At 67.7% G+C, this 25,806-nt stretch carries 30 protein-coding genes; 12 read left to right on the top strand and 18 right to left on the bottom strand.

What is annotated here, in order from left to right:
* The first annotated feature begins 115 nt into the window (after positions 1 to 115).
* The gene (locus AC5QAB_RS20190) at positions 116 to 910 is read left to right on the top strand and encodes a D-alanyl-D-alanine carboxypeptidase family protein (protein WP_046432803.1); all 795 of its coding nucleotides are present in this window, start codon (positions 116 to 118) and stop codon (positions 908 to 910) included.
* A gap of 5 nt (positions 911 to 915) precedes the next feature.
* Here the strand turns inward: AC5QAB_RS20190 and AC5QAB_RS20185 are convergent, their stop codons facing one another.
* Both AC5QAB_RS20185 and AC5QAB_RS20180 read right to left on the bottom strand, forming a co-directional pair.
* Positions 916 to 1,509 (bottom strand): TetR/AcrR family transcriptional regulator, encoded by a 594-nt coding sequence (locus AC5QAB_RS20185; RefSeq protein ID WP_197557225.1) that lies wholly within the window; start codon positions 1,507 to 1,509, stop codon positions 916 to 918.
* A gap of 16 nt (positions 1,510 to 1,525) precedes the next feature.
* Positions 1,526 to 2,122, bottom strand: a complete 597-nt coding sequence (locus AC5QAB_RS20180; RefSeq protein ID WP_049407909.1) for an NAD(P)H-dependent oxidoreductase — start codon at positions 2,120 to 2,122, stop codon at positions 1,526 to 1,528.
* 126 nt (positions 2,123 to 2,248) lie between these two features.
* Between AC5QAB_RS20180 and AC5QAB_RS20175 the strand changes: the two genes are divergently transcribed.
* Positions 2,249 to 2,782 (top strand): hypothetical protein, encoded by a 534-nt coding sequence (locus AC5QAB_RS20175; RefSeq protein WP_197561449.1) that lies wholly within the window; start codon positions 2,249 to 2,251, stop codon positions 2,780 to 2,782.
* Positions 2,783 to 2,839: 57 nt separating this feature from the next.
* On the opposite strand, the gene AC5QAB_RS20170 is transcribed toward AC5QAB_RS20175, so the two are convergent.
* Complete coding sequence (locus tag AC5QAB_RS20170) at positions 2,840 to 3,667, bottom strand: isocitrate lyase/phosphoenolpyruvate mutase family protein (protein ID WP_197561448.1); 828 nt, start codon at positions 3,665 to 3,667, stop codon at positions 2,840 to 2,842.
* 164 nt (positions 3,668 to 3,831) lie between these two features.
* On the opposite strand from AC5QAB_RS20170, the gene AC5QAB_RS20165 reads away from it, so the two are divergent.
* The 5 genes from AC5QAB_RS20165 (at position 3,832) to accC (ending at position 7,617) form a co-directional block, all read left to right on the top strand.
* Complete coding sequence (locus AC5QAB_RS20165; protein WP_014648610.1) at positions 3,832 to 4,560, top strand: DOPA 4,5-dioxygenase family protein; 729 nt, start codon at positions 3,832 to 3,834, stop codon at positions 4,558 to 4,560.
* A gap of 273 nt (positions 4,561 to 4,833) precedes the next feature.
* Complete coding sequence (gene aroQ, locus AC5QAB_RS20160; RefSeq protein WP_197561447.1) at positions 4,834 to 5,283, top strand: type II 3-dehydroquinate dehydratase; 450 nt, start codon at positions 4,834 to 4,836, stop codon at positions 5,281 to 5,283.
* The gene (locus AC5QAB_RS20155; protein WP_032959079.1) at positions 5,280 to 5,705 is read left to right on the top strand and encodes a lysozyme inhibitor LprI family protein; all 426 of its coding nucleotides are present in this window, start codon (positions 5,280 to 5,282) and stop codon (positions 5,703 to 5,705) included. The genes aroQ and AC5QAB_RS20155 overlap by 4 nt, the downstream gene beginning before the upstream one ends.
* Before the next feature lie 54 nt (positions 5,706 to 5,759).
* On the top strand, positions 5,760 to 6,239 hold the full coding sequence (gene accB, locus AC5QAB_RS20150; RefSeq protein ID WP_005419696.1) for an acetyl-CoA carboxylase biotin carboxyl carrier protein: 480 nt from the start codon (positions 5,760 to 5,762) through the stop codon (positions 6,237 to 6,239).
* A 10-nt stretch (positions 6,240 to 6,249) separates the two neighbouring features.
* Complete coding sequence (accC, locus tag AC5QAB_RS20145; protein WP_014648613.1) at positions 6,250 to 7,617, top strand: acetyl-CoA carboxylase biotin carboxylase subunit; 1,368 nt, start codon at positions 6,250 to 6,252, stop codon at positions 7,615 to 7,617.
* A gap of 129 nt (positions 7,618 to 7,746) precedes the next feature.
* On the opposite strand, the gene AC5QAB_RS20140 is transcribed toward accC, so the two are convergent.
* Together AC5QAB_RS20140 and AC5QAB_RS20135 are read right to left on the bottom strand one after the other, a co-directional pair.
* Complete coding sequence (locus AC5QAB_RS20140; protein ID WP_032959077.1) at positions 7,747 to 8,121, bottom strand: hypothetical protein; 375 nt, start codon at positions 8,119 to 8,121, stop codon at positions 7,747 to 7,749.
* Positions 8,118 to 9,089, bottom strand: a complete 972-nt coding sequence (locus AC5QAB_RS20135) for a hypothetical protein (RefSeq protein ID WP_014648615.1) — start codon at positions 9,087 to 9,089, stop codon at positions 8,118 to 8,120. Before AC5QAB_RS20135 ends, AC5QAB_RS20140 begins: the two co-directional genes overlap by 4 nt.
* 164 nt (positions 9,090 to 9,253) lie before the next feature.
* Between AC5QAB_RS20135 and prmA the strand changes: the two genes are divergently transcribed.
* From prmA to fis, 3 genes are all read left to right on the top strand, one after another.
* On the top strand, positions 9,254 to 10,174 hold the full coding sequence (prmA, locus tag AC5QAB_RS20130; RefSeq protein WP_197561446.1) for a 50S ribosomal protein L11 methyltransferase: 921 nt from the start codon (positions 9,254 to 9,256) through the stop codon (positions 10,172 to 10,174).
* Positions 10,175 to 10,216: 42 nt separating this feature from the next.
* Complete coding sequence (locus AC5QAB_RS20125; RefSeq protein ID WP_495233587.1) at positions 10,217 to 10,984, top strand: DUF3426 domain-containing protein; 768 nt, start codon at positions 10,217 to 10,219, stop codon at positions 10,982 to 10,984.
* Between the two features lie 115 nt (positions 10,985 to 11,099).
* A complete protein-coding gene (gene fis, locus AC5QAB_RS20120) occupies positions 11,100 to 11,375 on the top strand; it encodes a DNA-binding transcriptional regulator Fis (RefSeq protein WP_005419706.1) in 276 nt (91 codons plus the stop codon).
* Positions 11,376 to 11,501: 126 nt separating this feature from the next.
* Here fis and AC5QAB_RS20115 read toward each other — a convergent pair whose 3' ends face one another.
* Genes AC5QAB_RS20115 through AC5QAB_RS20090 form a run of 6 tightly spaced genes read right to left on the bottom strand, consistent with a single transcriptional unit; the run spans position 11,502 to position 17,302 of the window.
* Positions 11,502 to 12,497 carry a phosphatidate cytidylyltransferase gene (locus tag AC5QAB_RS20115; protein ID WP_014648618.1) on the bottom strand — a complete coding sequence of 332 codons (996 nt, stop codon included), beginning with the start codon at positions 12,495 to 12,497 and terminating at the stop codon, positions 11,502 to 11,504.
* Positions 12,494 to 13,123: a lysophospholipid acyltransferase family protein gene (locus tag AC5QAB_RS20110; RefSeq protein WP_014648619.1), complete on the bottom strand. Its 630-nt coding sequence runs from the start codon at positions 13,121 to 13,123 to the stop codon at positions 12,494 to 12,496. Before AC5QAB_RS20110 ends, AC5QAB_RS20115 begins: the two co-directional genes overlap by 4 nt.
* Before the next feature lie 13 nt (positions 13,124 to 13,136).
* Positions 13,137 to 13,574, bottom strand: a complete 438-nt coding sequence (locus tag AC5QAB_RS20105; RefSeq protein ID WP_111205600.1) for a hypothetical protein — start codon at positions 13,572 to 13,574, stop codon at positions 13,137 to 13,139.
* Positions 13,571 to 14,899 carry a phosphatase PAP2/dual specificity phosphatase family protein gene (locus tag AC5QAB_RS20100; protein WP_495233586.1) on the bottom strand — a complete coding sequence of 443 codons (1,329 nt, stop codon included), beginning with the start codon at positions 14,897 to 14,899 and terminating at the stop codon, positions 13,571 to 13,573. The genes AC5QAB_RS20105 and AC5QAB_RS20100 overlap by 4 nt, the downstream gene beginning before the upstream one ends.
* Complete coding sequence (locus AC5QAB_RS20095) at positions 14,899 to 16,650, bottom strand: bifunctional alpha/beta hydrolase/class I SAM-dependent methyltransferase (RefSeq protein WP_005411263.1); 1,752 nt, start codon at positions 16,648 to 16,650, stop codon at positions 14,899 to 14,901. Before AC5QAB_RS20095 ends, AC5QAB_RS20100 begins: the two co-directional genes overlap by 1 nt.
* A 34-nt stretch (positions 16,651 to 16,684) precedes the next feature.
* Complete coding sequence (locus AC5QAB_RS20090) at positions 16,685 to 17,302, bottom strand: CDP-alcohol phosphatidyltransferase family protein (protein WP_197561444.1); 618 nt, start codon at positions 17,300 to 17,302, stop codon at positions 16,685 to 16,687.
* A gap of 208 nt (positions 17,303 to 17,510) precedes the next feature.
* Here AC5QAB_RS20090 and purH point away from each other — a divergent pair, with 208 nt between their 5' ends.
* On the top strand, positions 17,511 to 19,094 hold the full coding sequence (purH, locus tag AC5QAB_RS20085) for a bifunctional phosphoribosylaminoimidazolecarboxamide formyltransferase/IMP cyclohydrolase (RefSeq protein ID WP_005411265.1): 1,584 nt from the start codon (positions 17,511 to 17,513) through the stop codon (positions 19,092 to 19,094).
* A 61-nt stretch (positions 19,095 to 19,155) separates the two neighbouring features.
* The gene (gene purD / locus AC5QAB_RS20080) at positions 19,156 to 20,439 is read left to right on the top strand and encodes a phosphoribosylamine--glycine ligase (RefSeq protein ID WP_014648625.1); all 1,284 of its coding nucleotides are present in this window, start codon (positions 19,156 to 19,158) and stop codon (positions 20,437 to 20,439) included.
* A gap of 78 nt (positions 20,440 to 20,517) precedes the next feature.
* Here the strand turns inward: purD and AC5QAB_RS20075 are convergent, their stop codons facing one another.
* The 7 genes from AC5QAB_RS20075 to ftsE all read right to left on the bottom strand — a co-directional run bounded on the left by AC5QAB_RS20075 (position 20,518) and on the right by ftsE (position 25,744).
* Positions 20,518 to 20,850, bottom strand: a complete 333-nt coding sequence (locus AC5QAB_RS20075) for a helix-turn-helix domain-containing protein (protein ID WP_169411602.1) — start codon at positions 20,848 to 20,850, stop codon at positions 20,518 to 20,520.
* Positions 20,834 to 21,217 carry a type II toxin-antitoxin system RelE/ParE family toxin gene (locus AC5QAB_RS20070; protein WP_241884811.1) on the bottom strand — a complete coding sequence of 128 codons (384 nt, stop codon included), beginning with the start codon at positions 21,215 to 21,217 and terminating at the stop codon, positions 20,834 to 20,836. Before AC5QAB_RS20070 ends, AC5QAB_RS20075 begins: the two co-directional genes overlap by 17 nt.
* Before the next feature lie 175 nt (positions 21,218 to 21,392).
* Positions 21,393 to 22,268, bottom strand: coding sequence for an RNA polymerase sigma factor RpoH (rpoH, locus tag AC5QAB_RS20065; protein WP_005411269.1), 876 nt, complete (start codon positions 22,266 to 22,268; stop codon positions 21,393 to 21,395).
* A gap of 278 nt (positions 22,269 to 22,546) precedes the next feature.
* The gene (gene ung / locus AC5QAB_RS20060; protein ID WP_197561442.1) at positions 22,547 to 23,260 is read right to left on the bottom strand and encodes a uracil-DNA glycosylase; all 714 of its coding nucleotides are present in this window, start codon (positions 23,258 to 23,260) and stop codon (positions 22,547 to 22,549) included.
* Positions 23,257 to 24,099: a response regulator gene (locus AC5QAB_RS20055; RefSeq protein ID WP_019660837.1), complete on the bottom strand. Its 843-nt coding sequence runs from the start codon at positions 24,097 to 24,099 to the stop codon at positions 23,257 to 23,259. The genes ung and AC5QAB_RS20055 overlap by 4 nt, the downstream gene beginning before the upstream one ends.
* Positions 24,100 to 24,106: 7 nt before the next feature.
* Positions 24,107 to 25,054: a permease-like cell division protein FtsX gene (gene ftsX, locus AC5QAB_RS20050; protein ID WP_032961674.1), complete on the bottom strand. Its 948-nt coding sequence runs from the start codon at positions 25,052 to 25,054 to the stop codon at positions 24,107 to 24,109.
* Positions 25,055 to 25,057: 3 nt separating this feature from the next.
* Positions 25,058 to 25,744, bottom strand: a complete 687-nt coding sequence (ftsE, locus tag AC5QAB_RS20045; RefSeq protein WP_014648630.1) for a cell division ATP-binding protein FtsE — start codon at positions 25,742 to 25,744, stop codon at positions 25,058 to 25,060.
* Positions 25,745 to 25,806 lie beyond the last annotated feature (62 nt).

Below are 25,806 nucleotides of genomic sequence, written 5' to 3'. Positions count from 1 at the left end.
ACTGCAGCCCGGGCGCAACCGGGCGTTGCGGTGGGCGCCGCAGGGCTTTGGCAGTACGGCTTCATGCAGCCGCTTCGGACTATCCTTGCTGGCTGCCGCTGTCATCACCGCCACCATGCCTGCTCCTGCGCCTGCCCACCTGCCGGTCTCGTCTATCACCCTGGAAGCGGCAACCTTCGCGGTGGTCCACCAGCACAACGCGGACATCGCGCGGCAACCGGCCTCGCTGACCAAGCTGATGACCGCCTACGCCGCTTACGGATGCGTCGAAGAGAACGGTGGCACGTGGGACCAGGCGGTCACCATCGCCGCCGAGGATGTGCATGCCGTAGCCGATGATGAAACACGCATGGGCCTGGTGCCCGGCGAAACGGTCACGCTGGCGCGCCTGCTGGAAGGGTTGATGATCGTCTCCGGCAATGATGCGGCGCTGGCCATCGCACGCCATCTGGACGGATCACAGCCTGCGTTCCTGGGCCGCATGAACTGGCACGCGCGCCAGCTTGGCCTGCGCAGCACGCGGTTCGCCAGCGTGTCCGGCATCACCACCCCGCACCATGCCTCCAGCGCGCGCGACATGGCGGTACTCGCCGCCTGCCTGCTGAATGACCATCCGCAGATCCTGGCAATCACCGCGCAGCGCACGTTCGCGCATGGCCGCTTCAGCCGCAGCAACCAGAACGCACTGCTTGGCGAAGACGGCGTGGATGGATTGAAGACCGGTTACACCCAGGCCGCAGGCTTCTGCCTGGCCGCCACTGCCTGCCGGGCTGTGCCCGGGCGGAACCTGCCGGTACGCCTGATCACCGTGGTGCTGGGCGCTGAAAGCCGCGACGCACGCGATGCCCTTGTGCGCGAGCGGCTGGCCGCCGGGTTTGCGGCGCTGGCCGACACCACCGCCGACGCCTGAGCGGATTAGCGTCGCTTGACCGTCGCCACGATCAAGCGCTGCAGCTCGGCCTCGGCGCCGGCCTTGTCCAGCGCGCCTGCCGCCACGGCTTCGGACAGGGCTTCGGCCGCACCGAGAATCGCCCAGCGTCCGGCCAGGGGGACCGTGCCATCGGCCGCAAACGGGCCCAGCCAGGTGTCGCAGTTGTCGATGAAGTCCTGCTGGTAGCGCCGACGCACTTCATGGAGTTCCGGCGCGCCCACCAGCGCAGCGAGGATGCCCTGCACTTCACTGCCCTGGCTGAGGACGCAGTCGATGTAGCCGGAGGCGATGGCCGCCGCACGATCGGCCAGCTGCGCCCCGGCACGGCCGATACGCTCGTGGAAGACCACCGTCTGCCGCCCGTCATAGTCATCGTAGAGCGCGGCCAGCAGCCCGTTGCGGGTCACGAAGTGATCATAGGCCACCGGTTTGGTCACACCGGCCGCCTCGGCCAGCCGCCCCAGCGTCAATGCGTCGGTGCCTTCGTCGCCGACCAGCGCCCAGGCCACGTCCAGCAACTGGCGGGCGCGTTGCTCGCGGGTCAATCGGCGGCGCGTGGGAGCGGCGTTGGCAGGCATCGGTGGAGCACGGCGGTCAGCGCATCGGAGCACCGATTTTACGGCCGATCGCCAGCGCGGTCTGCAGATGCGCTTCGGCTGCACCGGAATCGGCGTCCAGCAGCAGGTCGGACGACAGCACGCGCGCGCCGCAGTAGTCGAAGATGCCCATGTCGATCTGGGTCTTCATCGCCGCACCGTAGCCGCGCCGTTCGATCATGTCCGCGCCAGCCCCGCCGATGCCGACCAGATGCACGCCCAACCGCTGCAGCTTTTTCTGCACCTTGCCATCGGCGCCGTCCTGGTAGGCCCAGCCCTGAGTGAACACACGATCGATCCAGCCCTTCAGCAGCGCGGGGAAGGACCACCAGTACAGGGGATAGACCAGTACCAGCGTGTCGGCAGCCTGCAGCCGCGCCTGCTCGGCGGCGACGTCAGCCGGAGTTGCGCCGGTGCCACGGAACAGCGCCTGGTCCTGCATGTTGAAGCGCGGATCGAAGCCTTCAGCCATCAGATCGGCGTGGGTCACGCTGTTGGCGGCATCCGACGCGGTGATGGCTTCGCCGATGCGCCTGGCGATGGCATGGGTCAACGCGCCGGGTTCAGGGTGGGCGGTAACGATGAGGGTGTGCATGGGGCATGTCCGGAGTTCACTAACTACCAATAGTAAGTAGTGTCGCCCGGGATACCAGCGCCATGCGTGGGACGCTGTTTCCGCATCCACCGTATAGTGCGGCGGTTCCCACTGAGCTGCCCGACGATGCACCGGTATCTGCTTGCCCTTCTGCTGGCCCTGCCGATGGCAATGGACGTTGCGCCCGCGCTGGCCGGTGAACTCAGTCCGGAAGACTCGGCCGCATTGCGCAAGGAGGTGCAGGCGATGATGGGCGCCTTCGCCCGTGGCGATACCGAGCTGATCATCGCGCGTACCCATCCCAGCCTGAAGCAGCTGGCCGGTGGCGACGAGGCCTATGCGCGGGCGACCCGCGACACCGTGAAGGCGCTGCGCAGGGCCGGCGTCACCATCATCAGCGACGAGGCAGGCGTGCCGGGCCGCACCTATGCGGCCGGTGACGAGGAAGTCTGCTTCGTACCGCGCCAGTCACTGCTGCGCGTGCGCGAAGCGCCGATGCGCAGCACGTCATTCATGGTTGCTGTGCGACGCGTCGGTACAACGCAATGGCGCTATCTGGACGGCGCGGCGATGCTGGACAACCCGGCACTGCTGCGGCAACTGCTGCCGGCGCTGGAGCCGGGCGTGACGCTGCCCAGGGGTGGGATGGAAGCGCTGTAGTCGCAGGTGCGCGTCCATCCACGCCCGGGCTGGATCCATTGCAGGCCTGGGCGTGTGTCAGCGGAACAGCGCGTTCAACGCCGCGCCCGAAGCCGCCTGCTGCAGGCCATCGAAGTGGCCGTCCTGCAAGATCGGCTCGATGGCCTGCAGCAGCCCACCCCACGCAGCTCGCGCCAGCGCACCGCCCAGGCTGACCCGTCGCACGCCGAGTGCCGCGATGTCCTGCAGGCTCAGCGGTGTCGGTCCACCCACCAGCAGGTTCACCGGCTTCGCCCCTGCAGCGGCAACCACCGCGCTGATCTGTTCGGGCGTGCTGATGCCCGGTGCATACAGCACATCGGCGCCGGCCTCGGCATAGGCGCGCAGGCGCTGCAGGGTGTCCTGCAGATCCGGCACGCCAACGAAGAAATTCTCGGCCCGCGCGACCAGCAGCACATCGCCCCCCGCGCGGTCGATGGCCGCACGTGCCGCACACAGTCGCTCGACCGCCTGCCCGATCGGCCGCAGCGGCGCATCGGCCACGCCGCTGGCGTCCTCGATCGACAGCGCCGCGATACCGGTGTCGATGGCCGCCGCCACCGCCTCGCCCACTGCCTGTGGCGTGGCGCCGAAGCCATCACCGAAATCGGCGTTCAACGGCAGCGGTGTCGCGGCCGCCATCAGCCGCAGATGTTCCAGTGTGGCCTGCAGCGAAACCGCCCCATCCGGCCGCCCTTCACTCCAGGCGCAGCCGGCACTGGTCGTGGCCAGTGCCTGGAAGCCCTGCCGCTGCAGGTAGCGGGCGCTGCCCACGTCCCACGGATTGGGCAGCACGAAACAACCTCGCGCATGCAGCTGGCGGAAACGCGCGCGCTTGCGCTGGGTGTCGGCATCAAGCGGGGTCATGGCGGGTTCCCGGGCGGCGGACCTGCACCCTAGCCCACGCTGCGGCGGCACTCAATCACGGCGTGGGCCAGCGTGCATGAGGTGATGCCGGCTGCTTATTGGACACCACCGTGCACGCTGCCCGAGCGTGCTTGCCTGCCACACAGTGCCCCACGGAGCCCCAGATGCACCCGGACCCGCAGACCCTGATCGATGCCGGCGACGATGACGCCCATTGGGCCGACCTGCTTTCACCCGCGCGCCGTCGCCTGATCGCGTCGGCCGGGCTGGCCGCTGGCGGCTTGGCCAGCGCGTCGGCTGCCACCGCAGCCGCGCGCAGCGACAACGCCGTGAACACCACCGAACCCGGGCGACCCGGCTTCCGCGCCATCGTTCCGCCGGCGCCCGAGGGCCGCAGCCCTTGGGGCCAGGCCACGGCCAGCGAGCCTACCCCGCGGCCGGCCAGCGTGCGCCCCGGCGAGGCCACGCTGCCCACCCGGCCACGTGCCTACACCGCCATCAAGAGCTACCACGCCCACATCTACTTCGACGAGGACAGCTTCGAGAAGGCCGCGCTGCTGCGGCGCTGGGCCGCCGAGCGCTTCCCTGTGGAGCTGGGCAACTGGAACCTTGAGCCACGCGGGCCGCACGTCACCCCGTCGTTCTATTTCGGCTTCACCAACGACCTGCTGCCGGTGCTGGTGCCCTGGCTGCAGCTCAACAGCCTGGGCCTGACCATCCTGATCCACCCCAATACCGGCGATGGCCGCGCTGACCATCTGCATTACGCGTTGTGGGTGAACCGCGCGCAGCCGGTCAATGCCTACAACTGGCCGGCGCCGAAGCCCGGGCAGCCGGAACCGCTGGAAGAGGTGTTCCCGAACGTGGTGCCGACGGTGCCGCTGGAGATCTGAGCGGCCGGGTGCCGGACAGCTCCATGTGGAGGCGCAGTGTGCTGCCCACCGAACCCCGTCTCCCCGCGTGGCGTGGATGCCGGCATCGTCGGCCTACGTGCACGCATCCCCGTCCAGCACCACGTTCAGCGCGCCTTGATCCAGCGCCCGCCATACGGGCGCAAGCGCTCCGGCAGATTTCAAACATACGATTGAAACGCTGCAAACTTCGCCGAACTGGACAGCATCCGCCGGTTCCGCCAGACTGCCGCCCTTTCCCGTCTTCCGGATCCCATGGCGAAGCTGCTGGTCCTGCACGGCCCCAACCTCAACCTGCTCGGCACCCGCGAGCCGGAGGTCTACGGCCACACCACGCTGGCCGACATCGACCAGGCCCTGGCTGCCCAGGCATCGGCCGCCGGACACACCGTGGAACGCCTGCAGTCCAACGCCGAGCATGTGCTGGTAGACCGCGTGCAGGCTGCGCGCAGCGACGGAACCGCTTTCATCCTGATCAACCCCGCCGCCTTCACCCACACCTCGGTCGCCCTGCGCGATGCGCTGGCGGCGGTGGCGGTGCCGTTCATCGAGATCCACCTGTCCAACCCGCATACCCGTGAGCCGTTCCGCCAGCACAGCTACTTCAGTGACAAGGCAGTGGGCGTGGTATGCGGTTTCGGTGCCGACAGCTACCGCTACGCGATGGACGCGGCGCTGCTGCGCGTGCAGGCGGCCAACGCGTGAAGATGCCGCCGCGTGTGCTTGCCGGCATCCTGCTGTGGGCCGGTCTGTGCGGCGCCAGTGTCGCTGCCGAGCGCGCGGCCGCGGGCATCGACTGCGCACAGGCAAGCGGCGGCTACGAGCGCGACATGTGCGATTCCGATCGCCTGGATGATGCCGACAGCGCATTGAACGCCGTCTACGCGCAGGCGCGTGGCGAACTGAAGGCGCAGGCAACCGATGGCAGCTGCAGCCGCTGCGCGGCGGCCGAACAGCAGCTGGTGAAGGCCCAGCGCATCTGGATCACCTTGCGCGATGCAGATTGCGAGGCGGTGTATGCCTTCAATGCAGACGGCACCTCGCGCAACCCCGCGAAGATGCAATGCCTGATCACCCAGACGCGCGACCGTACGCGGCAGCTGCGCGAGTTCTACGAACTGCTTTGAACCGAGTGCAACCGCACTCTCCACCACACTGACATCACGAGCAAAGAGGCCACCATGGATCTCCGCAAAATCAAGAAGCTGATCGACCTGCTGGAAGAGTCGAACCTGGCTGAAATCGAAATCAAGGAAGGCGAAGAGTCGGTGCGCCTGTCGCGCGCCCCGGTAGCCGGCTATGCCGCCCCGGTCGCCGCGCCGGTGTATGCCGCTCCGGCCGCCCCGGCGCCGCAGGCGATGCCGATGCAGTCGCCGACCGAAGCCTCCACCGGCGGCAGCGCCAAGCCGGGCCCGGCACTGCCGGAAGGCCACGTGCTGCGCTCGCCGATGGTCGGCACCTTCTACGCATCGTCCGCCCCGGACAAGCCGGCCTTCGTCACCGTGGGCCAGCAGGTCAAGGAAGGCGAAACCCTGGCCATCATCGAAGCGATGAAGATGTTCAACCCGATCGAAGCCGACACCTCCGGCACCATCGTTGCCATCCTCGGCGAGAACGGCCAGCCGGTGGAATTCGACCAGCCGCTGTTCGTGATCGGCTGAGGGGCGCGCCATGCTCGACAAAGTCGTCATCGCCAACCGAGGGGAGATCGCGCTGCGCATCCTGCGCGCGTGCCATACCCTCGGCATCCGCACGGTGGCCGTGCACTCCACGGTCGACCGCAACCTCAAGCACGTGGCCATGGCCGACGAGTCGGTCTGCATCGGTCCGGCGCCGTCGCCGCAGAGCTACCTCAACATCCCGGCCCTGATCGCGGCGGCGGAAGTCACCGATGCCCAGGCCATCCACCCGGGCTACGGCTTCCTGTCGGAGAACGCCGACTTCGCCGAACGCGTGGAAGAATCCGGCTTCATCTTCATCGGCCCCAAGGCCGACACCATCCGCATGATGGGTGACAAGGTCGAAGCCATCCGCGCGATGAAGGCCGCGGGCGTACCGTGCGTGCCCGGCTCGGGCGGCCCGCTCGGCGAGGACATCGTCGCCAACACCAAGATCGCCCGCGAGATCGGTTACCCGGTCATCATCAAGGCGGCCGGCGGTGGCGGTGGTCGCGGCATGCGCGTGGTGCACGCCGAAGCGTCGCTGAAGACCTCGATCGAAACCACCAAGAGCGAGGCCAAGGCCGCGTTCGGCAATGGCGAGGTCTACATGGAGAAGTTCCTGGAGAATCCGCGCCACGTGGAAATCCAGGTGCTGGCCGACGGACAGGGCAACGCCATCCACCTCGGTGAGCGCGACTGCTCGATGCAGCGCCGCCACCAGAAGGTGGTGGAAGAGGCACCGGCGCCGGGCATCACCGCCGAGCAGCGCGAGCAGATCGGCAAGGTCTGCGTGGAAGCCTGCATCCGCATCGGCTACCGCGGCGCGGGCACGTTCGAGTTCCTGTACGAGGACGGCCGCTTCTACTTCATCGAAATGAACACCCGCATCCAGGTGGAGCATCCGGTCACCGAAATGGTCACCGGCATCGACCTGGTGGCCGAGCAGCTGAAGATCGCCGCCGGCCAGAAGCTGTCGATCAAGCAGAGCGACGTGGTGCTGACCGGCCATGCCATCGAGTGCCGCATCAACGCTGAAGATGCCGAAACCTTCGTGCCGAGCCCGGGCACCATCACCGGCTTCCATCCGCCGGGTGGCCCCGGCGTGCGCGTGGACACCCACATCTACAGTGGCTACCGCGTGCCGTCGAACTACGACTCGATGATCGGCAAGCTGATCGTGCACGGCCCGGACCGCGAAACCGCCATTGCCCGCATGCGGGTGGCACTGAGCGAAATGGTGGTCGATGGCATCAAGACCAACATCGCCCTGCAGCAGCGGATCATGCGTGACAAGGGCTTCCAGGCCGGTGGCCAGAACATCCACTACCTGGAAAAGCGCCTGGCCGAGCGCAAGAACAAGCCGATCGCATTGACCTGATCGGCGCCAGGTGCTGGACATGAAAAGGGCGGGGATCTCCCCGCCCTTTTCTGTTCATGTAGAGCCGGGCCCATGCTCGGCTTGCCGCCAAGCACAGCCGAGCATGGGCTCGGCTCCACAGCGAGCACGTCAGCGCTTGTCGGCCACGTCGGCCGGAATCTGCGAATGGGCCAGCGGCCGCACGCCATTGGGCGAGGTCGGATCGACGATCACCATGGTTTCGGTCGAACCATCGGGCCACACCACCTGGAAGGTGCTGCCGGCCGGCAGTGAAGCGAATGGCATGCCACTCTGCGCGCGGTAGACCGCAGCGACCTGGCTGGCACCGGCGCGGCGCACGTCTTCCTGCGCCTTCACCGTGGTCAGCTCCACCTTCGACAGATGCCGGTAGCGGTCCTCGTAGGTATCGATCATCAGCAGGCCAACCGCCCCAGCCGAGTAGGCCACGAACAGCGCCACCCAGAACCAGAACTTGGCCCCATGCAGGAATCGACGGTAATTCATCGCCCGTCCCTCTTTCCAACCAATCGCTTGATCCATTCCTTCATTTTCCCAGCACCTTGCCGCGATACCGCAGCGTCATACACGAAATCCCGGAAATCCTGCGCTCCATCCTGCGAACAGATCCCTCCGTTCGCACAAAAATTGTTGACCAGCACGCTGTCCGCTCCACAGGCCAGGCCGAGTTCACAGGCCGCAAGCCGCCATGCAAGTTCACTGAGCTGCTCGCCCGCCACCAGCCCGTCAAGCGCGCGGTCACCGGCCGCACGCACGCCCATGCCTGGCGCGATGGCCATGTAGGCCTCGGGGTCGCGCGAGGTGCGCACGCGCTCGACCAGGTCGCGGCGGTACTCGGCACTGTCATGCAAGGGCTCGCCCTCGGCGAACAGCGACGCTTCCGCGGCCAGGTTGCCCTGCGCGGCCGCCTTGCGGCGTTCGGCCAGCACCAGCGCCGCGCCCAGCTTGTCGCCCGGCACGAAACCGCCACACCGCTGTGCCACGCGCTCGCGTGCCTCGATCATCGCCGGCGCCGCAGTCAGGCCCAACCCGCTCAGTACGTTGTTGTCCAGGCGGTAGCCACCCGGATCGAGTGCGTACTGCGCGCAATAGTCATAGACGCGGCTGAGCATCCAGCGCGCCTCGTGATTGCCGTTGTCGGCCTGTGCGCGCAGGCGCTGGGCGTAGGCATACAGGTCGCTGGCGTCTTCGATGTCGGCGCGCAGGTCCAGCGGCAGGCCCGACGGCAGCGTGTTGCCGCGCTCGAAAGCCGCCAGCCGCCGCGCCAGGGCTTCCGGCACCACCGGCAGCGGCGCTCCGCCGTCACGGCTGGCCATGGCCAGCGGCAGGTCCGGCGACGCCGACGTCGACGCCACGCCCGCGGCATGGCCGCTGGCCCGATACCCGGCCACGCCCAGCACGGCCACCGCCGGCAGCACGAGCAACCAGGTTTTCAGGGTCGGAGCGAAGGCCATCGGCGGTGGTGAGCGTTCACGGCACACAGGAAAGCGCCGAGTTTAGCAAGGCCCGGCAGGCCTGTCTGAACTGCCCCCATTCATCTCAGAGCGGCATCTCAGGCAATACGGAGACGCCCCGATGGTCTAGCATTGCCCCCTTTCCCGCGACTGTCCCCACCGCCATGCCGTTCCTGGAACTGACCCTGCGCTGCACCGAAGCCACCCAGCCCCGCTATGAAAATGCGCTGGAGGACGTCGGCGCACTGGCCGTGACCCTGCTTGATGCCGAAGCCGACACCAGCAACGAACAGGCCATCCTCGAACCCGGCGTGGGGGAAACGCCGCTGTGGGACACCCTGGTGCTGAGCGCGCTGTTCCCCGCCGACAGCAATGCGCTGCTGCTGCTGGCCGCCCTGGAATCCTTCGACCCGGAACTGGACTGGAGCAATGGCAGCTTCCGCGCGGTCGAAGACGAAGACTGGGAGCGCGCATGGCTGGACCAGTTCCAGCCGATGGATTTCGGCAGCCGCACCTGGATCGTGCCGTGGAACCATGAACTGCCGGAGGCTGCACAGGCCGCCGATGCCGCCGTGGTGCGGCTGGACCCGGGCCTGGCCTTCGGCTCGGGCACCCACCCGACCACTGCCCTGTGCCTGCGCTGGCTGGACCAGCTGGCCGTGGACGGCCAGCTGCAGGGCCAGCGCGTGCTCGACTTCGGCTGCGGCTCGGGCATCCTCGCGCTGGCCGCGCTGAAGCTGGGCGCCGCCGAAGCGATCGGCGTGGACAACGACCCGCAGGCGCTGGTCGCCACCGCCGACAATGCCGAGCGCAATGGCGAGCAGGCCCGCATGCAGGTGTACCTGCCGCAGGACGAACCGGTCACCACCTACCCGATCGTGGTCGCCAACATCCTTGCCTCGGCACTGGATGCGCTGGCCGAGCTGCTGGCCGCACGCGTCGCCGCCGGCGGTCGCATCGCCCTGTCGGGCATCCTGCAGGGCCAGGAAGGCGAACTGCTGCAGCGTTATGCCGCGTGGTTCGACGATCTGCAGGCCATCCAGGATGGCGACTGGATGCGCATCACCGGCACGCGCCGCGCCTGATCGTGATTGAATGACCGCTGGATCCGAGCCCGCGCCCTGAGCATGTCCGAGCCGAACCCGCCGCGCCGCCCTTTGGCCACCTTCCTGCGCCCCGCGTCGGAAGGCGAGGCCGCACCTGCGACCGACGCGCGCACGCCCGACCCGTCGGCGCATGACATCCCTGCCGCGAAGTCCGGCGACCCGCTCGACGCGGCGCTGCCGCCGATGGCGGAGACGCGACAGCTCGATGACACCGTCATCCTCGACGAAGCGACCGTGATCGAACCCGTCCTTGCCGTCCCGGCCGCGCAGGCGGTGGCCGGCGATGCGCCGAGCTTCCTGGGCACTTCGCGGCCGCGCGCGCTGCCGACGCCGCGCTGGCACTGGGTGCTGGTCGCCGGGCTGGCACTGCTGCTGGTACTGCAGAGCGTGCTGGCCGATCGTGCGCGCCTGGCCGCCGACGCCGGCAACCGCACCTGGCTGGGCGCACTGTGCGGCGTGCTGCGCTGCAACCTGCCGGCCTGGCACGAGCCGACCGCGTTCACCATGACCAGCCGCGAGATCCGCCCCCTGCCCGGCCAGGCCGGTGTGCTGCAGGTGCAGGCCAGCATCCGCAACGATGCGCGCTGGGCACAGGCCTGGCCGGACCTGCGCCTGTCACTATCCGATGCCGATGGCCGGGTGATCGGCAGCGGCGTGTTCACGCCCGCGCAATACCTCGGCGAAAGCCCGGCCACGACCGTGCTGGAACCGGGCCAGAGTGCGCGCATCGCGTTCCGCGTGCAGGAGCCCGCCGCGTCCACCGACGCATTCACCTTCGACTTCCTCTGACCAGGGTAGAGGCGACCAGCCGTGGCAGGTCGGGCACGCTCGCGCTAGACTGGCCGCCACCACCTCGTCCGGCCGCGCGCTCCGCGCGCACGGGCCAACCGAATCGGGAACCCCCTTGAACGCTGTCCTCTCTCGTCCTGACAACAGTCGTGGCGCTCCCCGGCCACCGCTGCGTGAACACGTCGCCCAGTCCGTGCGCCGCTACCTGCGTGATCTTGATGGCTGCGACGCGGACGATGTCTACGAGATCGTGCTGCGCGAGATGGAAATCCCGCTGTTCGTGGAAGTGCTCAACCACTGCGAAGGCAACCAGAGCCGCGCCGCCGCGATGCTGGGCATCCACCGCGCCACCCTGCGCAAGAAACTGAAGGAATACGGCATCAGCGCCTGAGCGCGCGCGGGTAGTGCCGGCCGCTCGCCGGCAACCCCATGAACGATGGCAGGATGTCGCAGTTGCCGGCCAGCGGCCGGCACTACCGGTAGATCCACGCCATGCGTGGATGCAGCCCCGGCGGGATCACCCGCCGCCGCCCGCCTTCCAGTAGTACCGCACCACATGGAAGAACACCGGCGCGGCGAAGCACACCGAATCGAGCCGGTCGAGCATGCCGCCATGGCCCTCGATCATGTGGCCCCAGTCCTTGATCCCACGGTCGCGCTTGATCGCCGACATCACCAGGCCGCCCCAGAATCCCATCAGGTTGATCAGCAGCGACAGGCCGAACGCCTGCAGCGGCGTGAACGGGGTGATCCACCACAGCGCCGCCCCAAGCGCGCTGGCGCTCAGCACGCCACCCACGAAGCCCTCCACCGTCTTCGACGGCGACAGCTTCGGCGCGATCAGGTGCCGGCCCAGCAGCTTGCCCCAGATGTACTGCAACACGTCCGAGGACTGCACCACGATCACCAGGAAGGCGAACAGCAGCACGTTGCGCGAGGGGTCATGACCGGGCACGTGCAGGTTCAGCAGCAGCGGCACGTGCGAGATGCAGAACACGCAGATCATCAACCCCCACTGCACCTTCGCGGTGCGCTCCAGGTAGTGCGTGGTATCGCCACCGATGGTCGACAGGATCGGCAGGAACAGGAACGCATAGACCGGGATCAGCAGCGTGTACATGCCGTACCAGTCGATCCACACCAGGTAGTACTGCCACGGCAGCACGATGTAGAACGCAGCCAGCAGCGCGTAGTAGTCGCCTGAACGGGTCGGCGCCAGGGTGATGAACTCGCGCAGCGCGAACAACGAAATGATCGCGAACAGCACGATCACCCCGGCACGGCCGAAGAACAGCGCCAGCCCGACCACGATCGCCATCACCCACCATGCACGGATACGCGACACCAGGTTGGCGATCACCGCGCTGGGCTGACCGCGCTGGCGCCAGCGCAGGGTCTCGGCCACCAGCGTGGCCAGCACCAGCACCGCGCCGACGCCGGCAAACAGCAGGCCGGTCTGCTGGCCGACACTCTGCGTTGCCAGATCGCCAGATACATCCAGCACGAAACTCATGCACGACCCCCATTCGGCGCCAGGTCCAGCAGCGCCTGCCGGCTGCGGGCCAGGAATGCGGCCTTGTCCTCGTCGGCCTGCAGCCGCAGCGGCGTGCCGAAGGTGGCCGTGCACAGCAGCGGCAACGGCAGGAACCGCCCCTTCGGCATCACCCGCTTCAGGTTGTCGATCCATACCGGCACGAACTCCAGCTCCGGCCGTTGCCGCGCCAGGTGGTAGATGCCGCTCTTGAACGGCAACAGCGGTTCATCGCCGATATTGCGCGTGCCTTCCGGGAACAGGATCAGCGAGCAGTCTTCGTCCACCGCATCGCGCAGTACCTGCAACGGGTCCTGCTGGCGATGGCCGGCCTCGCGCTCGACCAGAACACCGTTGAACACCGCATCGATCAGGTAGCGACGCAGGCCATCACGCTGCCAGTACTCGGCCGCGGCCACCGGGCGCACCTGGCGCCGCAGTGCCGGTGGCATCGATGACCAGATCAGCACGAAGTCACCATGGCTGGCGTGGTTGCCGTAGTACACGCGGCGCTCGCTGGACGGCGCGCAACCGATCCACAGCGCGCGTGCGCCGGTCACCACATGGATCGCGCCACTGCAGGCGCGGGCAATCAGTTCGGCAAACATCGGTCACTCCCATTCACGTCTGCGGCCACACCACGGCCAGCACCAGCAGTGCGAACTGCACTGCGGTCAGCAGGTACTGGCGCAGCAGCAGGCGGCGCATGCCGGACCAGCGCGCATCCCAGCCACGCAGTGGCGCATCGGGCGACGCGCGGCGCAGGCCACTGTCGTGCAGCAGCTGATCGATGCGGCGTGCGGCGGCTTCGCCCTCCAGTCCTTCATCGCGCAGCAGCTGCAGCAGGCTGGCATCCAGCCCCACCCGCCACGCGTGGTAGGCCTGTGCGATGCCCGCGGCAACACTGAGCAGCAACAGGCCGGCAGCGATCATCGCCAGCCCCGGCTCGGTGCCGAGCAGCAGCAGTGCCACCAGCAACAGGCCCAGCGACAGCAGCGCCGGCCAACGCCCCTGGCGCAGCAGCAGCTGCATGGTCACCAGATCGGGAACCGTGCTCATGCGCGCGCTCCTGCCGCAGCAATGATGGCATGCAGATGCGCCGCGTGCAGCACGATGCCGGGGCGTGCAGCCCGCACGATCGCCACTGCCGCGTTCGCATCGGCGGCACGACCACTGCGCAGCAGCCAGGTGGCGACGCTGGCGGCGCTGCGCGAATAGCCCAGCGCGCAGCACACCAGCAGCGGCCCCTGCACGCGCAGACGCTCGATGGCATCGGCCGCCTCGCGCAGCTGTTCCGGCGTGGGCACCACCAGGTCCAGCATCGGCACGCTGGCATACGCCGCGCCCGGCGCGCGGCAGGACAGTTCAGCACAGGTATCGACCACGCCGACCAGCGGTGTTGGCAACGCAGCACAGGGAATGCGTCCCAGCCACACGTCATCCATCACCGGCACCGGATGCGGCGCACGCCGCGTCCACAGCCGCGAATTGACCCAGGCTGCGCCCAGGTACGGCGCCAGCAGCCAGCGTGCCGCCATGGTCAGGCGGCCATCGGCGCGCTTCTGGAACACCGCGGTACCCAGCCCGGCATAGGCCAGCGCCACCAGCAGCAGCGACACCACCGGCCACAGCAGCCACAACGCGGCGCCACGCAGAAGCACCACCGGCACCAGCAGTACAGCGGCCCCCAGCAGGTACACCCCTGCCAGGCGCCAGCGCTTGGCATCACGTGCCGTGCGCCATGCACGCAGCGGTGGCGTGCCCTGCTCCGGCCACAGCCACACGCACAACCAGCCGGCCAGCAGGCCGGTCGGGATATCGATGAAGTGATGCTGGAACGTGGTGAGCACCGAGATGCCGATCAACAGCGCCCACGCGTGCAGCGCCCAGCGCCACACCCCGTGCAGGTACTGTGCGAACTTCACCCACAGCACGATCAGCAACACGATGTGCAGCGACGGTGCCTGGTTGAACGGCTTGTCGAAGCCCAGCAGCACATCGAACAGCCAGCCGAACACACCGCCGATCTGCGGACGCTCGAAGCTGAAGCGCAGCGGCCACAGCAGGAAGCAGCTCACGGCGATCAGCTGTGCGCTCAACAGCCGCAATGCGTGCCGGTCCAGCTCCAGCCGTTGCCGGCACAGGAAGAACGAGACCGCGTAGAACAGGTCGATCGACCAGTACGGCACGATGGTCCATGGCACGAACGGGATGCGGGTCTCCCAGCCGAACGCCATCACCGGCAGGGTGGCGTGGCGGCCGGCCATCCAGTTGGCGAAGCCATAACTGGCGAAGAAGAACGGACCCAGCAGGGCCAGCCACAACAGGGCGCGCCGCCAGGGGCGCCCCTCTGCGGCCAGTGGGGATGCGGCGAGCGTCGCCATCACGCGGTCCGGCGCGCCAGCGATACGGTGAAGATGCCGAAGTCGTCGATGCGCTGCGCCACCTTCTCGAACCCGGCCAGGCGCACCAGCTCGTCCATCTCCTGCTGGGTACGGCGGCGCATCACCCACGCCGCGCCACCGCGGTGGCTGGTCAAGGCACGGGCAATGAATTCCAGCTGCGGGTGCCAGGGCTGGCCGGTGTAAGCCAGGTAGCCTCCCGCCGGCACCGTTGCGGCAATGCCCTGCAGCGAGCGCAGCACGGCGTCGTTGTCGGGGAACAGTTCGTACAGGCCCGAGACCACCGCCAGTGTCGGTGCTGGATCGACCTTGGCCAGTTGCGCCGGATCGAACGCATCGCCCTGCTCGAAGCGGGCGATGTCGGCCGCACCGAGGCGCTCGATCAACGCTTGGCCCTGGGTCACGTTCAGATCGCTGAAATCACGCAGCACGATACGGTCGGCGCGCTGTTCGCCCTGGCCCAGCGCTTCCAGCACATACCGGCCATGGCCGGCGGCCACGTCCAGCACACGCACCGGCGTGCCCTGCCCGCGCAGGCGCTGGGCAGCGTCGCGCAGCAGTTCCTGCAGGTGCTGGCCGCGCACGCGGATGCCACGCCAGCCGATCGCATCCAGGTAGTTGCGGTCGACCATCCGCCCCAATGGGCCCTTGCCGCGCGCCTCATTCCGGTAGATGTAGTCCAGCGTGCTACCGGAATCGAAACCGGTCCGCAGGCCCAGCGCGATGCCTTCGGACAGCGTGCCGCCGAAGCGCAGGCCGCCACGCACCACGCGCCAGCGCAGGTCGGCCATGCTGTTGCGCTCCGGTGGCCAGGCCAGGATCTCGGATTCTTCGAAGGTTGGCCCGTGACGGTGCGCGTCGCGCCGTGACAGCTCGCGCAGCGGCTCGGCAAAACGCGCCTGGATGAAGCTGCGGATGCGCGCCAGTGCCGGTGCCCGATCGCGCTCGCCCAGCGTGTCGTGGAAGAAGCCCGGCAGATGCACACGCTCCTTGATCGGGCTGGACAGGCGCTCGTAGAAGCGGTCCTGCGGGCCACGGTGCACGACGAAATCCGAGCCGGACACCAGCAGCTGCACCGGTACGCTGATTGCCTGCGCATCGGCCACGATGCGGTCGGCCGCCTCGTACAGGCCCAGCAGCACGCGCACCGAAATCGGCCGGGTGATCAGCGGGTCGGTGCGATAGCTTTCCACCCGCGCCGGATCGTGGGTCAGCCACTGCGGCTTGACGTAGCTGTTGACGAAGAAGTTGCCACGCAGCTTCTGCATCAAGGCCAGGCCCGGCCGCGCGAACGGCACGTACAGCTTCACCTTGAACGCCGGCGAGGCCATGACCAGCGCGCGCAGGCGTGGCGCGTAATCGTGCACCCAGGTCGCGGCGACCACCGCCCCTACGCTCTGCGCGATCACCACGATGTCTTCCACCGCAATGCCGTGCTCGGCGCCGATGTGGGCGATGAAACTGTCCAGATCACGCACCAGCGCCGGGAAGCCCGGTGCATCGCCCCGTGCGCCCGGCGAACGGCCATTGCCGCGCGCGTCCCAGGCGAAGAAGGCGGTGTCGGGCAGGTCCAGCTCATCGACCAGGTGGGTGACCCGGCCGGAGTGCTCATGGCCGCGGTGCAGCAGCACGATGGCCTTGGTGGCCGGCGTTGCGGTGGTGCCCGCCCAGTACCGGTAGAACAGCGGTACCTGGTCGAAGCTGTGGAATTCCCGTTCCTGCGCCTGACGCATGCAATCTCCTGATTGTCTTCTTGTATCTGCTTGATTAATTCGGCGAAACCGCTGCTTCCCGCAGTCCCCGACGGACGCGGTTGACCATCGTCAGCACGCACAGCACCGCCATGACCGCGGCCACGCCAGTGACCGTCATCGCGCCAACCCACTCGAACGCCAGCAGCAGGCCCAGCGCACCGATCACGAACGCGCGATCGCTCTTGCCCATCGGGCCGTCATAGCGGCGGCTGGCACCGACCATCAGCCCCAGCACCCCGGCGTACTCGCTCAGGGCCGCGGTCCAGGCCAGCAGCCACAGCATCTCGGGGCGCACGCCCGGCACGCTGAGCAGGCTCAGGTACAGCGCCGCATCGGCGATCACATCGCACAGCTCATTCAGATAGGCGCCCAGCCGCGACTGCTGGCCGAACTCGCGGGCCAGCATGCCGTCCACGGCGTTGAGCGCCATGCGCAGCAGCATCCACAGTGGCAGCAGCAGGTACAGCAGGGGCTGGGCCGGCGCGCAGCACCAGACGGCGGCAGCCACCAGCGGCGAGACCGCGGCCGCGGTCACGGTCACCGCATTGGCGGTGATCCCCATGCGGTACAGACCGCGTACGGCCGGACGCAACAGGTCCTGAAAACGTCCTTTCAATGCATAGATCGACACGATCCGAACCCGCTGATCCTTGGCAGTTCCGGCACAGCCTACCCGATTGGAGCAGCGCGCCCCATCGAATTGCTTGCGGACCGCCCCCGGCCAGGCTGTGCTGAAGGCGGCCACAGGCCATGGGTGCGGGTCGATTTTCCCCGCCGGCGCCCGCCACCGGCCCCCACCGCCTACAATATCGGCCCCGCTCCGCTGCCGATTCTGTCCCATGACTGCTGATCTGTTGCCCGTCCGCCGGGCCCTCCTCTCCGTTTCCGACAAGACCGGTCTGGTCGAGCTGGCCACTGCGCTGGCGGCACGCGGCGTGGAGCTGCTGTCCACCGGCGGCACCGCCAAGGCGATCCGCGATGCGGGCCTGGCCGTGAAGGACGTGGCCGACGTCACCGGTTTCCCGGAAATGATGGACGGCCGGGTCAAGACCCTGCACCCGATGGTGCACGGCGGCCTGCTGGGCCGTTCCGGCCTGGATGATGCGGTGATGGCTGAGCACGGCATCGGTGCCATCGACCTGCTGGTGCTGAACCTGTACCCGTTCGAATCGGTCACCGCCAAGGCCGACTGCACCCTGGCCGACGCGGTGGAGAACATCGACATCGGCGGCCCGGCCATGCTGCGTTCGGCGGCCAAGAACTTCGCCCGCGTGGCGGTGGCCACCGACCCGTCGCAGTACGCCGAACTGCTGGCCTCGCTGGCGGCCAACGACGGCCAGCTGTCGGCCGCCACCCGCTTCGCGTTCTCGGTGGCCGCGTTCAACCGCGTCGCCCAGTACGACGCGGCGATCAGCAACTACCTGTCGGCGGTCACCGCCACCGACGCCGCCGTACCGGCACGTGCCGAGTACCCGGCGCAGATGAACTCCACCTTCGTGAAGGTGATGGACCTGCGCTACGGCGAGAACCCGCACCAGAGCGGCGCGTTCTACCGCGACCTGTACCCGGTGCCGGGCACGCTGGCGACCTTCCAGCAGCTGCAGGGCAAGGAGCTGAGCTACAACAACCTGGCCGACGCCGATGCGGCGTGGGAATGCGTGCGCCAGTTCGATGCGCCGGCCTGCGTCATCGTCAAGCACGCCAATCCGTGCGGCGTGGCGGTTGGCGCCGGCAACGGCGATGCCTACGAGCTGGCCTACGCCACCGACCCGACCAGCGCCTTCGGCGGCATCATTGCCTTCAACAAGCCGCTGGATGCGGCCACTGCAAAGGTCATCCTCGACCGCCAGTTCGTTGAGGTGCTGATTGCCCCGGATTACGAGCCGGCCGCGCTGGAATACGCACAGAAGAAGGCCAACGTGCGCGTGCTGCGCATCCCGCACGGTGATGGCCTGAACAACTTCGACAGCAAGCGCGTCGGCTCGGGCCTGCTGCTGCAGTCCTCGGACAACCGCGGCATGACCCGCGACGAACTGAAGGTGGTCAGCAAGCTGGCGCCGACCGACAAGCAGTTCACCGACCTGCTGTTCGCCTGGAAGGTGGCCAAGTTCGTGAAGTCCAACGCGATTGTGTACGCCAAGGACAACCGCACGATTGGCGTGGGCGCCGGCCAGATGAGCCGCGTGTACTCGGCCCGCATCGCCGGCATCAAGGCCGCCGATGCGAACCTGGTGGTCGAGGGTTCGGTGATGGCTTCCGATGCGTTCTTCCCGTTCCGCGATGGCATCGATGCCGCTGCAGCCGCCGGCATCAAGGCGGTCATCCAGCCGGGCGGTTCGATGCGCGATGCCGAAGTGATCGCCGCCGCCGACGAACATGGCCTGGCCATGGTGTTCACCGGCGTGCGCCACTTCCGCCACTGATCCGCATCACGAAGCCGGGCGCTGCCCGGCTTTTCTCTTCCGTACCCGAGAACCCTGTCCCATGAAGATCCTCGTCATCGGCTCTGGCGGCCGCGAACACGCCCTGGCATGGAAGCTGGCCCAGTCCTCCCGTGTCACCGAAGTGATCGTGGCGCCCGGCAACGCCGGTACCGCCAGCGAAGACACGTGCCGCAACGTGGCAGTCAAGGTGACCGATATCGACGGCCTGCTGGCGTTGGCCCAGGCCGAAGGCGTAGCGCTGACCGTGGTCGGCCCGGAAGTACCGCTGGTGGCCGGCGTGGTCGACCGCTTCCGCGCCGCCGGCCTGCGCATCTTCGGGCCAACCGCCGCCGCCGCGCAGCTGGAAGGCAGCAAGGCCTACGCCAAGGACTTCCTGGCGCGCCACAACATCCCCACCGCGTACTACGCCGTGCACAGCGACGTGGACGCCGCGCTGGCGTATGTGCGCGAGAAGGGCGCACCGATCGTGGTCAAGGCCGATGGCCTGGCCGCCGGCAAGGGCGTGATCGTGGCGATGAGCCTGACCGAGGCCGAGGACGCGGTGCGTGACATGCTGTCCGGCAACGCGTTTGGCGATGCCGGTGCGCGCGTGGTCATCGAGGAATTCCTCGACGGTGAGGAAGCCAGCTTCATTTCGATGGTGGACGGCGTGCATGCGCTGCCGATGGCCACCTCGCAGGACCACAAGCGCGTCGGCGACGGCGACACCGGCCCGAACACCGGCGGCATGGGCGCCTATTCGCCGGCCCCGGTGGTGACGCCGGAGGTGCATGCACGGGTGATGCGCGAGGTGGTGAACCCCACCGTGCAGGGCATGATCGCCGACGGCATCCCGTTCACCGGTTTCCTCTACGCCGGCCTGATGATCGATGCCAGCGGCGCACCGAAGGTGATCGAATTCAACGTGCGCTTTGGCGACCCGGAAACCCAGCCAGTGATGCTGCGCCTGCAGTCGGACCTGGTCGAGCTGGTGGAAGCGGCCATCGATGGCCGCCTGGATGAGGTCGAAGCGCAGTGGGACGCGCGCCCGTCGCTGGGCGTGGTGCTGGCGGCCAGGCCGTACCCGGAAGCGCCGATCACCGGTGACGTGATTTCCGGCCTGGACGACGTGCCGGCCAGTGCCAAGGTGTTCCATGCCGGTACGGCATTGGATGCGCAGGGCCACGTGGTCAGTGCGGGCGGTCGCGTGCTGTGCGTGGCCGCACTGGGCGACAGCGTGCGCGACGCGCAGGCCAATGCCTATGCCGGCGTGGCCAAGGTGAGCTGGGCCAACGCGTTCCACCGCAACGACATTGGTTGGCGCGCGATCGCACGCGAGGGGTGAGGCACACCCCCGCTTCCATGCATGGCGCGGATTGAATACCACGGTAAAGCAAAGGCCCGGCATTGCCGGGCCTTTGCTTTACAGGACTGCTTCGAGACCCTTCCGATCAATCAGGTTCAAAAGCTTCAGCGACGGCCCGCTCGGCTTCTTCCCGCCCTGTTCCCAGCTACGGACCGTCGAAACGCTGGTGTTGAGCACACCTGCGAACACCGGCTGGCTAAGTTCCAACGACGTGCGAAGTGCACGGATCTGGGCGCTGCTGTATTCGGGCACAGGCCCCAGACAAAGCGCCTCGTACATGCTCATGCGCCGCTTGTCGATGAAGCCGCTGGCGTAAAGGCCCGCCGCGCCTTCATGCACCGCATCGAGGATCGCACTCTTTGCACGTCCATGTTCAACCGTCTTTGTCATGGCAAATCTCCTGCAGTTCTCCGCAGATAACTGCCCTGTCCAACTGTTCAGGGCTCATTCTCAAGAACTCAGACACATACAGCTGAAGGGCGTCCCGTTCCGCACTACTGATGGTCGCGCGCGCGTTCTTCTCGTAGCAGAAGAGAAAGAACCAGTAGCGCCCCACCTTAGTTGCGACAATAACGCGGGCGCTACCGCGCTTTCCGCGGCCCGGCAGCGCAACCCGCTTTTTGAGAAGGCCGCCCCCTATATCTGCATCAATCCGTCCTTGACGCATTTCCACCGCCGCGCGGCACAAGGCTCTATCGGTCAGTGAAGAACGTCGTGTACTGCGGTTGAAGCTTCGAGTGCGGAAGACACGTGACATGATCATACCGTGCCACCGAGTGGTACGGCGTGAAAATCAGCGTCCAGCGCATGCTCCGGTCGGCGCAGCTGCCGCCCTGGCGCCAGGATTGATCCACGCCATGCGTGGATGCGCTCCAGAAACAAAAAGGCCCGGCATCTCCGCCGGGCCTTTCTTCATTCCAACGCCTTCCCGCTTACGCGGTGAACAGCGCCTTCATCTTCTTCAGCGCGTTCGCTTCAACCTGGCGGATGCGCTCGGCCGACACGCCGTACTCGTCGGCCAGTTCCTGCAGCGTCACCTTGCTGTCCGCGTCCAGCCAGCGGCGGCGGATGATGTCGCGCGAGCGAGCATCCAGTTCCGCCAGGCCTTCGCGCAGCAGCTGCATCTGGTTGTCTTCGCTGTCCTCGCGCTCGTAGGCCATCGACGGGTCTTCGTCATCGGCAACCAGGAACGCAGCCGGCGACGGCGGCGCGTGCTCGTTGTCCTCGTCGGTCGGCGCATCGAACCCGATATCGCGACCCGACAGGCGCGACTCCATTTCCATGACCTCGCGCTCGGAAACGTTCAGGTCCTTGGCCACCGCGCTCACCTCAGCCGCGTTCATCCAGCCCAGGCGCGTCTTCGACTTGCGCAGGTTGAAGAACAGCTTGCGCTGCGCCTTGGTGGTAGCGACCTTCACGATGCGCCAGTTCTTCAGGATGAACTCGTGCATCTCGGCACGGATCCAGTGCACCGCGAAGGAGACCAGGCGCACGCCCATGTCCGGGTCGAAGCGCTTGACCGCCTTCATCAGGCCGATGTTGCCTTCCTGGATCAGGTCGCCCAGGGCAAGGCCGTAGCCGTTGTAGCCGCGGGCCACGTGCACCACGAAGCGCAGGTGCGAATGCACCAGCTCGCGGGCAGCGTCCAGATCGTTGCCGTCGCGGAAGCGACGGGCCAGGTCCTGTTCGTCATCGACCGACAGCACCGGGATCTGGTGCACGGCACCGATGTAGGCGTCCAGCGAACCGAGCGCACTGGGAATCGGGAGATTGTTTGCCACAAGGGCAGTAGAGGTGTTCTGGCTCATAGGCACCCATCTTAGCAGTCCGGGATTTGGACTGCTAAAGGAGGAAAAAGTTCCAGCATCCCATTGATGCAACACTGGTCCCAAACAGAGCCCTACCGTAGCGCGATTTGATGACAGTGGCGAGCATGCTTTTCGGGATTCACAATCCCTTGGAATTCAAGCAATTAGCTGGCGTAAAGCGGCCGATTCCGGTCAAGCGGAGCTGAACGGGCCGTTCTGAAGGCCCATTCAGGCCCGGGAACGTTGCCCGGTGTTCAGGCCCAGCGGCCCGCCAGCCCTCAGAGTGCCGAGCGCGGCGGCAGCGACCAGTCGATCGGGGCCTGGCCGCAGCGCTGCAGGTACTCGTTGGCCATCGAGAAATGACGACAGCCGAGGAAGCCCCGATGGGCCGAAAGCGGCGACGGATGCGGCGACTTCAGCACGCGATGGCGGCGGGTGTCGATCACCTTGCCCTTCTGCTGCGCATAGGCGCCCCAGAGCATGAACACCAGCCCTTCGCGCTCGCGGTTGAGCACATCCACCACGTGGTCGGTGAAGCCTTCCCAGCCACGACCCTGGTGCGCACCGGCCTTGCCCTCTTCCACCGTCAGCACCGCATTGAGCAGCAGCACGCCACGCTGCGCCCACGGAATCAGGCAGCCGTGGTCCGGACGCGGGATACCGAGATCGCTCTCGATCTCCTTGTAGATGTTCAGCAGCGACGGCGGCACCGGCACGCCCGGCGGCACCGAGAAACTCAGGCCATGTGCCTGGCCGCGACCGTGGTACGGGTCCTGCCCGAGGATCACCACCTTCACCTGCTCGAACGGCGTGGCGTCGAACGCGGCGAAGATCTGCGGGCCGGGCGGGAACACCGCCGCGCCACTGGCCTTGCGCTGGCGCAGGAAGCTGGACAGCTCGCGCATCTGCGGCTGCAACAGGTAATCGCCGACATGCTGCTTCCAGCTCGGTTCCAGCTGGATCGTCGGGGTGTCGGCTACTTCATCCATCATCGCAACAGAGGTCCATCGTTCAATCGGGCCAGCCTCAGCTGGAACAGCACCTTGGTGACCAGCAGCCGTTCTTCGATCGGCTTGAGCACCAGGTCGTTGGCACCGGACTGCAGCAGCCCGGTCTGGTTGTGTGGGTTGCCATCGCCGGTCATCACCAGCACCGGCAGGCGGCGCTTGCCGTAGCCGAAATCCACGCGCACGCGCTGCACCACGTCGCGACCGCTCAGTTCGCCCTTCAGGGTGACGTCGGTCAGCACCAGGTCGATGCGGTGGCGACTGCGGCCCAGCGACTCGGCGGTGAGCAGGGTGAACGCTTCTTCGGCGCTGACCACGTGCAGCACGTTCAACTGCTGGCGTTCCAGCATGCGCTTGGTAGCCTCGGCCACCACGCGGCTGTCCTCGATATAGAGGATGGTGGCACCGGGGATGGTCTGCGGCTGCACGTAGCCGCGGATGAAGGTCGCCAGTGCTTCATGGCCGAGCGATTTGTCGAAATAGTCGGTGACGTACTCGGTGAAGCGGCGCTGCTCCAGGTGCTGCTGGGCATCGCCGGAGACCACGATCACCGGCACATAGGCCTGGCCGGCCGCTTCGCGCACCATCCGCGCCAGCGCCAGGCCGTCGCCATCGCGCAGGGTCAGCGAGGTCGTCACCAGGTCCACCGGCCCCTGTGCCAGCGCCTGCTGTGCGTCCTCGATGCTGTCGCAGCCGATCACCTCCACGCCCGGCAGGTCACGCTGCAGGACGTCGGCGATCAGCTTGCGCACCAGCTTCGAGCCATCGACCACCATCACCCGCGTCGCGGGCCCTTCAAGGTGTTTCAGCGCTTGCGGTTGCATGCCGGTCTCAGGTGTCGGTCGGGCGGGTCTGGCGGAGGAAGTGGCCGGTGACCAGCCAGGCGCCCAGCCAACCCAGCAGCAGCGTGCCGAGCAGGACCAGGCCGCCGTGCAGCAGGTCCAGGCCGTGCAGTACGAACGGGCTGCCGTAGCTGCGCGAGAGTTCGGCCAGCGGCATGCGCAGGGCGGCACCCGCAGCGCCGATCAGGGCCAGCGCCACCGCGCCGGCGCCCAGGCCGTACCACGCGCCCAGATACAGGAACGGGCGGCGGATGAAGCCATCGCTGGCGCCGAGCAGCTGCAGCACGCCGATCTCTTCGCGGCGGGCCTGGATGTCCAGGCGCACCGTGTTGCCGACCACCAGCGCGGCACCCGCGCCGAGCAGGACCGACAGCACCTGCACCAGCCGCGCACCGAAGGCAAGCCAGGCATCCAGGCGCTGGCGCCACAGCGCATCGTGCTGCACCAGATCGGCCTCCGGCAGGCTTTCCAGCGCGCGCGCCAGGCGTGCGTCGTCCTTGCCCTGGCCGGGAGTGATCACCAGCAGCGAAGGCAGCGGATTGTCGTTGAGTGCGTCGATCGCCTCACCCAGGCCGGCATCGCGCAGTTCCTGCAGGCCCTGCTCGGGCGTGCGCACGTTCACTTCGGCCACGTCGTCGCGGTCGCGCAGCTGGCCGGCCAGGCGCAGCGCGCCGGGTGCATCGACGTTGCCCTTCAGGAACACATTGATGTCGCGCGACTGCTGCACGCTGCCGGCGAACTGCTTGAGGTTGTCCAGCGCGATCGACAGGCCCAGCGGCAGCGCCAGCGCCAGCGCCATGACCATCACCGTCAGCAGGGTCGCCCATGGCTTGCGGCAGGCGCGGCCCAGGCTGAACACCACGCTGTGCACGTGGTGCTGGAACCAGACGCCCACGCGTGAGGGGGCGGCGGCTTCGCTGTTTTCGTTCTTCGCCATCGGTTACTCCGCCAGGTCCTGCGGCGAGATGTCATCCACCAGCCGGCCATGGTCGAGGATCAGCACGCGCTTGCGCATGCGGCGCAGCAGCGGCAGGTCGTGGCTGACCACCAGTACGCTGGTGCCGCGCGAGGGCAGCTCGGCGAACAGGGCCATGATCTCCGCCGCCAGGGTCGGGTCGAGGTTGCCGGTCGGCTCATCGGCCACCAGCAGCTTGGGCTCGCCGACGATGGCGCGGGCGATGCCCACGCGCTGCTGCTCGCCGGCCGACAGCTGCGAGGGCAGCGCCTTCTCGCGATGGCCCAGGCCCATCCGCTCCAGCACCGAGCGCACGCGCTTGCTGATGTCGCCACGGCGGGTGCCGCGCAGGATCAGCGGCAGCGCCACGTTCTCGGCGATCGAGCGGTCCATCAGCAGCCGGTGGTCCTGGTAGACCGCGCCCACCGCGCGTCGGTGGCGGGGCACGTCGCCGCCGCGCACCTTCAGCAGGTTGCGCTCGTCGAACACCACCGCGCCGCGGCTGGGCCGCTCGTCGAGGTGGATCAACTTGAGCAGGGTGCTCTTGCCCGCACCGGAATGGCCGGTGACGAACAGCATCTCGCCCGGCGCGACCTCGAAGCTGACATCGATCAGCGCCTCGTGGCCACCGGCGTACTGTTTGCTGACATTGTCGAAGCGCAGGACACTCATGCCCCGATTATGCAGGAGCGGCGCGACCTCGTGGAGACGGTCGCGCCGATCGGTAGTGCCGG

It is taken from the genome of Stenotrophomonas sp. YJH_SMC_127 (genome assembly GCF_059372445.1).
This window is presented reverse-complemented; position numbering and strand designations above follow the sequence as displayed.